This is a genomic window from Chitinophaga sp. (genome assembly GCF_036566945.1).
Taxonomy (GTDB): Bacteria; Bacteroidota; Bacteroidia; order Chitinophagales; family Chitinophagaceae; genus Chitinophaga.
Genome location: NZ_DATCVJ010000037.1, coordinates 1 through 6,538, shown reverse-complemented (window position 1 = coordinate 6,538; position 6,538 = coordinate 1). Strand labels below are relative to the sequence as shown.

General features: G+C 45.8%; 7 protein-coding genes. 3 read left to right on the top strand and 4 right to left on the bottom strand.

The annotated features are described in order from the left end of the window. On the top strand, positions 1–259 hold a 259-nt coding region (locus VIP81_RS01080), incomplete at its 5' end, for a hypothetical protein (RefSeq protein ID WP_331956626.1). A gap of 205 nt (positions 260–464) precedes the next feature. Here the strand turns inward: VIP81_RS01080 and VIP81_RS01075 are convergent. Further along, positions 465–1,931 carry a PLP-dependent aminotransferase family protein gene (locus VIP81_RS01075; RefSeq protein WP_331956625.1) on the bottom strand — a complete coding sequence of 489 codons (1,467 nt, stop codon included), beginning with the start codon at positions 1,929–1,931 and terminating at the stop codon, positions 465–467. Positions 1,932–2,022: 91 nt separating this feature from the next. Here VIP81_RS01075 and VIP81_RS01070 point away from each other — a divergent pair, with 91 nt between their 5' ends. Next, the gene (locus tag VIP81_RS01070; RefSeq protein ID WP_331956624.1) at positions 2,023–2,463 is read left to right on the top strand and encodes a carboxymuconolactone decarboxylase family protein; all 441 of its coding nucleotides are present in this window, start codon (positions 2,023–2,025) and stop codon (positions 2,461–2,463) included. Positions 2,464–2,499: 36 nt separating this feature from the next. After that, positions 2,500–2,931 carry a GNAT family N-acetyltransferase gene (locus VIP81_RS01065; RefSeq protein ID WP_331956623.1) on the top strand — a complete coding sequence of 144 codons (432 nt, stop codon included), beginning with the start codon at positions 2,500–2,502 and terminating at the stop codon, positions 2,929–2,931. A 59-nt stretch (positions 2,932–2,990) separates the two neighbouring features. Here VIP81_RS01065 and VIP81_RS01060 read toward each other — a convergent pair whose 3' ends face one another. The 3 genes from VIP81_RS01060 to VIP81_RS01050 form a co-directional block, all read right to left on the bottom strand. Continuing rightward, a complete protein-coding gene (locus VIP81_RS01060; RefSeq protein ID WP_331956622.1) occupies positions 2,991–3,557 on the bottom strand; it encodes a YceI family protein in 567 nt (188 codons plus the stop codon). Positions 3,558–3,687: 130 nt separating this feature from the next. Then, positions 3,688–5,331 (bottom strand): aspartate 4-decarboxylase, encoded by a 1,644-nt coding sequence (gene aspD, locus VIP81_RS01055; RefSeq protein ID WP_331956621.1) that lies wholly within the window; start codon positions 5,329–5,331, stop codon positions 3,688–3,690. 17 nt (positions 5,332–5,348) lie between these two features. Continuing rightward, positions 5,349–6,395 carry a type II asparaginase gene (locus VIP81_RS01050; protein ID WP_331956620.1) on the bottom strand — a complete coding sequence of 349 codons (1,047 nt, stop codon included), beginning with the start codon at positions 6,393–6,395 and terminating at the stop codon, positions 5,349–5,351. Positions 6,396–6,538 lie beyond the last annotated feature (143 nt).

Sequence of the window (6,538 nt, the reverse complement as noted above, 5' to 3'; positions counted from 1 at the left end):
CACCCAATACATTAGCTTCAACGGCGATTTTAGTCTTACGCCCAAATGGAAAATAGGATTGAACAGTGGTTTCGATTTCACCAATATGCAGATCGCCTATACCAATATGTATATCTCGCGCGACCTGCATGATTTCAATTTATCCATTAACCTGATTCCATTTGGTACTTACCGGCAGTTTAGTTTTACCATCAGCGCCAAAGCGGGGCTGCTAAGGGATTTGAGGATTAACCGATCGAAACAGTTTTACGATTTATAACGCGAGTTTTGTCTTTCCCAGGATTATACTGATTTTAATGATTTTGATGATTTTTTCTTTTGATTTTGTAAGATTAAAAGATTAGCGAAGATATAAGCGGATACTGCATAGTTCTTCCTTAATCTTTTTAAAATCATCAAAAATCATCAAAGCAAAAATCATCAAAATCATTAAAATCAGTATAATCCTGGGAAAGACAAAACCCTTACCTGACAAGCTTTTCCAGTATCCCCACCACCTCTGCAATTTCTTTATTATTAAGCGAAGCAAATCCAAACCGGATCGCATTCTGCGAAGTAGTGCCGTAATGATATTGCTCACCGGAGGTAATCTGCAGCCCCATGGCACGTGCTTTTTCTGATAGTTTTTTTAAAGAAATTTTTCGGGAGAAGCGTAACCAGATAGCCATGCCGCCGGTAGGTACCGTAAACTGTACGGCATCTCCCAGGCGCGATTGCAATAGGTCACACAGCAGGTCACGTCGTTCGTGGTATACTTTATTGGATTTTTTCAGGTGCCTTTCTATCGTACCATCTGCCAGCAGATTGGCCAATGCCTGTTCAGAAAGATTATCTCCGCCCAGGTCCATCAGGCGCCGCAGGGACGCAGCTCCCGCAATAAAATTGGCCGGGGCAATCATAAAGCCGATGCGGATAGATAAGCCCAGTGATTTAGTGAATGAGCCAATATAAATAACATTGCCGCCATGGTCTGCGCTGGCTAAAGGCAAAATGGGGGCAGAGCTATAATGGAAATCGTAGTCGTAGTCATCTTCAATAACCGGCAAATTATATTTACGGATAATGGCCAGCAGCTTCATTCTACGCGCAGCACTCAAGGTAACGGTGGTAGGGTGATGATGATGCGTAATCAGGTACAACAACTTTATTTTTTTGCTGGCGCATAACTGCTCAATGGCATCTACGTCAATTCCTTCTTCATCTACGGGTACATGCAGTAACCGGGCGCCGAGTTGTTCAAAGCAGAGGTCTGCAAAGAAATAATTCGGACTGCCAACAATGATATAGTCATCCTTTTTTATAATCATGGCTGCAGCCAGATAGATGGCCATTTGAGCACCGCGGGTAATCATCACATGATCGGCGGTGATGCTGAGCCCCCGGGTGTTGCCCAGATAGGTTTGCATTTCGCGGCGCAAAGCTTCGTTGCCGGTAGGGCTGCCGTACATCAGCAATTTGAAGTAGCGTGGGCTCTCTATTACAGAGCGGCACTCCCGCACCCAGGCGCCGAGTGGCGCCAGCCGGGCATCCGGAAAACCGTCGTTGACCACCAGCGGAGTATGGGTAAAAACCGGTTTTGCAGGTATAGCTACCGTAGGTATGGTATGAAATGAAAATGCTGCTTCGCCATCATAGGCCGAAACCGTTTTCCGGAAACTACGGGGCCGGATTACCGGTAAATTTGCCGCTACCATTACGCCTTTGCGGGGCACCGCCACGAGCCAGTCCTGGCTAATCAGTTCTTCGTAAGCTGCGATCACTGTTTTGCGATGCAGCTCCAGCTGTAACGCCAGCAAACGGCTGCCCGGCAGAAACAGCCCCGGTTTCAATATCCCTTCCTGGATCAGCCCTATCAGGCAGTTGGCAATCTGCTGATATACCGGCAACTTCAGCGATTTATCAATTTTTATAAGTGTTTTGAATGGAAGCATCTGGACTACTCACCAATTATAAAGTGGACTACTAAGATACTCCAGTTGATCTTAATTTTGCAACATAATTTTTAAGCAAAACAGTAGTACCATGACCGAACGTTTTATCATGAGAGAAACAGATCCGGCAGCATTTAAAGCGATGTTGGGCCTGGAAAATTATCTTTCTTCCACCAGTATTTCACCATTGCACCACGAATTAATCCGTGTAAGGGCATCACAAATCAATGGTTGCGCCTTTTGCATCGACAAACATACACAGGATGCCCGTAAACTGGGCGAAACAGAACAGCGCTTATACCTGCTCAGCGCATGGCGCGAATCGCCACAGTTCAGTGAAGAAGAAAGAATCATCCTGGCCATCACAGAAGAGGTGACACATATCAGCCAACAGGGATTAACAGCTGCCACCTACGACAAAGCAGTAGGGCATTTCGGAGTGAAAGGCACCGCAGAACTGATCATGGCGGTAAACATCATCAACGCCTGGAATCGCATCGGTATATCCTCTCAGCGCATCCCAGGTAAATAGTCGACATCGTAATCCGTAATTCGTAATTCTTTTCATATGCCCACTATTCAAACCGCCCGCAGCGACGCCGATTTCCAGGCATGCAGTGAAGTCATTCTTTTCCTGCGTCCATTACTGCAAAAAGAAAATCTCCTGGCACAGATCAAAGAAATGCAGCAGGAAGACTATCAGATTGTGTATATCACGGCGGAAGATGATCCCTCCAAAGCGGTTGCCTTTGCTGGATTCAGGCACATGAACAAGTTATTCAGCGGTAAAATTATTTATATAGACGACCTGGCTTGTTTGCCGGCGTATCAGGGCAGAGGCTATGCCGGACTGCTGCTGGATCATATTAAGGCGCTGGCGAAAGCAGAAGGGTTGCGCTCTGTACAGCTGGATTCCGGCCACGCATTACATCCGGCACACCGGGTGTACCACCGGCAGGGATTCCATATTTCCGCGCATCATTTTTCCCAACCTTTGTAAACGAAGTCAGTAACGGCATTCGGGCTATACACTATCAACGGGCTGATAGCGTATAGCCGTTACTGTTTCTTAGCCAGTACTTTCAAATCTACGGTCAACTTATCGTCGATCGCATTATCTGGCCCTACGCCAAAGTCTTTCCGCTTAATGGTAAACTGCCCGTTCAACTGAATAGCATTGCCAGATAACACGGCGGTGAAAGGAAAAGAAATCGTTTTGGTAACGCCTTTGATGGTCAGCGCACCGGTGAACTGGTAGGTGTTAGACTTGTCGGTAGCTGTCACAGAGGTAGACTGCAGCCGCATCACCGGGTATTTAGATGCATTAAAATATTTCTCTTCCTGCAAATCCCGGTCGCGTTTACCAATACCTGTGCTGATGGTTTTTACGGCTACTGTAGCATCTATCATCGCCGATTTTGGATCGTGCGGATCAAAACGGATACTGCCTTTCAATCCTTTGAAATAGCCATTCACCGTACTGGTAAAAACCAGGTGATTGACAATCGTAAATTTGACGGTAGCCCCATCGTCAGTAGCCGTATATTGTTGTGCGGATAAGTTGTAACTGTATAGCAACAGGAAGCTCAATAGCCAAAAACGGAAGTGAGGTGTGACAGCTTTCATGGTACAAAGTTGTTTATTTACAATGATTCCGCCAAAATGCGTACCACGATTATCCGCTCCCCCCGGGCTAAAAAAAAGCGGGCAACCCTTGCATAGTCACCCGCTGTACATCAATCATTATGAAAAAAAGCTACTTTTTGCCTGTCTCTTCTTTAAAGGCGCTCACGTATTCGTGCATAATTTGTGTCAGGTTTTCTCCTATCAGGGTGTAGGAGTCTGTGGGCAAATTGGCCAGCGATACCCGCACCGACCATTGGGGGCCGCCAAATCCGCCGCCATTCAATAATACGATAGCGGTTTTTTCTGCCAGTCTGAAAAGGATGTCGGTAGGTTGCATTTTCTTTTGCAGCCATTTGGAGAAATCTTCTCCATAAATTTTACTGGCCCAGGAAGCAATATCAATTTCAGAATAATAACCTGTGTTCAACGGATCATCCATCTGATCCAGCTCTATCTTATCCCATAATAGCTTCAGACGTTTGTGTACCAGTTCCTGTGCGATCCGTTTGTAGTTATTTTCTTTATCCAGCAACGCAAACAAACTGAATAAGGTCATTTGTGTTTGCTGTGGTAAAGACAATCCGGCGGTATGATTCAATGCTACCTGCCGGCTGTCGGCCACCATACGGTCAATGAATTTCATTTTTTCCGGATGCAGGGTGGTAGTACTGTAACGCTTCGCGAGCGCTTTCTTCCCCGCGGCAGGCAGTTCGCCGATCAGCTTATCAAAGACATTATGTTCGTGTATAACGATCACGCCTAAACGCCATCCGGTACAACCAAAATATTTAGAGAAAGAATATACGCAGATGGTATTGAATGGAATTTTGGATACCAATGAATGAAAACCGTTCACGAAAGTACCGTATACATCATCCGTTACAATCATTAGGTTCGGATTATCTTTCTTCACAATAGCCGCCAGTTTATCCATGGCGGAAGGCGCTATGGCGCGGGAAGGAGGATTGCTGGGGTTTACCGTAAACAATACTTTGATTTCCGGATCTTTCAGTTTCTTCAACTCTTCTTCCGGGTATTGCCAGGTATGCCGGCCTTCTTTCGTTTCACCGGTAGCGTTAATATACACGACTTCAAACTGGTAGCGTTCCAGTTCCGGAATTTCCAGGTACGGAGTAAACGTGGGGACCATCAATGCGATGCGGGAACCCTGTTTCAACAGTTTGTTCTGCATCAGCGAATCGAAGATGTAACACATCGCGGCGGTACCGCCTTCTACGGCAAACAAATCAAATTTGCCTTTGGTGGCTTGTCCGCCACACATTTCCTGTACTATGTAATCATGCACGATCGGTTCCATATGCGCCAACATACGGCCTGGTACCGGGTATTCGTTTCCGATAATACTTTCTGCCAGCTCAAACACAAAATCATCTTCCTTAAAATTATGTTGTTGTATACCGTATAGATATGCCTGTTGTAATAAACTGGCGCCGGGGGCAGTTTTATTCAGGGCCAGAAATGCTTTGAACCGGTCGGCAATTCCACTCCTTTCCGGTACACCGGCAAATCCGTGGTTGTCGGCCATGTTACGGCGGCACTCTGTAATGCCAAACTGGCCCAGTAAAAAATACGCTTCCCTCGGTATAGTAGCTACCCAGTTAGGGTTGCCGCGGCCCGCATTCAGCATGATCTCTGTGCTTTTTTCTGCTTTACTCTTCGCCAGCGAAATCAGGGTATCTTTTAGCTCAAACGGACTCAGTTTCTGTAACGCAAGTTGCTCTGCTACCGTGGTTTTAATATAAGACAGCGCCATAGCTTATGTTTGGAGGATCAATATTTAAAGAAATAACTCTGCAAAATATCTTTGTTGCTGGTTTGTGTTAATCCCAGCATCAGCAATATCCTGGCTTTCTGTGGATTAAGGTCGTCGCTCACAATGGTGCCCAGTGTTTTATCATCGACTTCATCAAATTGGGTTACTCTGCCCGAGCCCACATGACTGGACCTTACCACTACAACTCCTTTTTTCACCGCCGCTGCAATAGCATCATAAAAAGCTTTGTTGAAATTACCATTACCCACGCCGGCAATCACAATACCTTTATAACCTTCTTTTACAAAATTTTCAATAGATACCGGTTCCGCATCGGCATACATATAGGCGATACCCACTTTAGGCAGCTTTTTATCTGCGGAAATATCAAAAGGCGTTTCTTTATCAGACTTGCGGATCGGGTTCATATAATAAAACACTTTCCCATCGTATACCTGCCCGATAGGCCCCAGGTTGGGAGAGCGGAAAGCATCTACCTTGGTGGTACTGCCTTTGGCTACGTCGCGACCATCAAAAATACTTTCGTTGAAAACGACCATCACCCCGCGTCCATTGGACTTAGTGTTGGCGGCTACTGTAACAGCATCAAACAAATTTTTAGGACCATCGGCACTGATAGCCGTGGAGGGTCGCATAGAGCCCGTGATCACTACCGGCTTACTACTGCGGATGGTCAGATTCAGAAAATAGGATGTTTCTTCCTGGGTATCGGTACCATGGGTGATCACAATTCCATCTGCCTCATTATTACCAAAAATCTCATTAATACGTTTATTCAGTTTCTGCCAGATATCAATCGTCATATCCTGGCTACCCACGTTGGCTACCTGCTCTCCCGTAATCGTGGCTATATTTTCAATACCTGGAACGGCTTTCAGCAAAGACTCAATCGGTACCTTACCGGCTGTATAGGCCGCCCTGTCGGCGGAAGCTCCCTCTCCGGCAATAGTACCGCCTGTGGCCAAAATGATGATACGGGGCTTCTGGGCAAAGGAGGCTACACAGACAAATAACACGACGATTAAAGTACACAAGGATTTCATATGTAGTGCTTTTAATACCTTTAGATTGTTTGGTAGGAATTGTCAGGATATTAGAACACCGGAAGCCCCCGTATTGTTCGCGCACGGATTTTTGTCTTTACTCAGGATTATACTGATTTTGATGATTTTGATGATTTTTTTTA